At 63.7% G+C, this 1,171-nt stretch carries 2 protein-coding genes; both read right to left on the minus strand.

Translation table 11 applies throughout. The annotated features are described in order from the left end of the window. Nucleotides 1-148 precede the first annotated feature (148 nt). Nucleotides 149-601 carry a hypothetical protein gene (locus tag AB4Y86_RS19300; protein WP_441403730.1) on the minus strand — a complete coding sequence of 151 codons (453 nt, stop codon included), beginning with the start codon at nucleotides 599-601 and terminating at the stop codon, nucleotides 149-151. A gap of 98 nt (nucleotides 602-699) precedes the next feature. Continuing rightward, nucleotides 700-1,171: GNAT family N-acetyltransferase (locus AB4Y86_RS19305; RefSeq protein ID WP_441403731.1), on the minus strand; the 472-nt coding region annotated here is incomplete at its 5' end.

The following is a 1,171-nucleotide window of genomic DNA, read 5'->3' on the forward strand; positions in this document are numbered from 1 at the left end:
GCGCTGGAAGCCCGCTTTGAACGCCTTCGCCATTACTTTCAGCGACCGATTCCCGGCAGCCGAAAGCTACTAAAAGAAACCGCCGGATACACCGTTAATGAGATAGTCCCCCGGGGTCCGCGATGGGGCTACCGGGGTGCCTCCTTGGTCAGCCGGAACTGAAGGGGAGCGGGGTTCCCGCCGGGAACTGGACGGTGCCTTGGTCTGGCGTCATCGTGAACCATTCACCGTTCTGCTCGGTGAGGAAGATGAGTTTCCGGTCGCCGTCATCCAGGGGGTCTCCGTGGGGGTATGTCTGTCCGCAGGTCACCGGCATGGACGCGACGCGGACGGGGCCCCGTCCAAGACCGCCCTTGAAAACCTGCTCGACTTCCACCACATGAACGTTGGCCTGGTAACCGTAGCTCCGCGATTCGCCGTCCCGTTTCAGCGGCTTGCCGACGAGCACGGCACCGGCGTGGTCAAAGCGCTGTTGCATCGTCTCGAAGGCGACCCAGTCAACGCAGACGTCCGTGCGGACGGCTCCCGGCACAAGCCCGCATCCGCAAAGCAGCGCGGCGGACAGACCACCCATAATCCCCGCACTCGCCGGCCTGAGCATGTTCAGACCATATCTGCCGTGCGGAAGGAGATCTATGGAAGTCGTCACCTGGAAGGCTACAGAGGCCGAACCGCCAGCGGCCGAACCCGGGCAACAGATCAGCGGAAGAGCGCGAACGCCCGCAATGGTCCCGGGCTGAAATCAGCAGCTTCGGTGAAGCCCAGGGCCTCGTAGAAGGCCCGCTGTCCTGGTTCATTGTCGGTGAGGAGGACGGTCTGCCGGACGTGCCGGTAGCGGGACTGGACGGCTTCCAGTAGCTGCCGCCCCACGCCGGATCCCTGGAAGCGTGGCTCGACGAGGATGTCCTGCAGGTAGCAGATCGTTGCGTCATCGGAAACTGCCCGGGCCAGGCCGATGAGTTGACCATCGGTTTTCCGGGCGGTGACTACGAACGAGGAGTTCCGGATCGCCCGCACGAGCAGATCCGGGTCCCTGGTGTAGGTGGTCCAGCCGACGGATTGATACAGCTCCAAGGCCTCTACGGCCGAGACAACGTTGCCGGAAAGGCCGGCGTCAGACCCGCTTGCTGCGGCAGAGATGGTGAAGTCCGGCATCGGACCAGTGTGGCAT

Origin of the sequence: Arthrobacter sp. 2YAF22_2, assembly GCF_052114645.1 — a bacterium.
GTDB lineage: Bacteria > Actinomycetota > Actinomycetes > Actinomycetales > Micrococcaceae > Arthrobacter.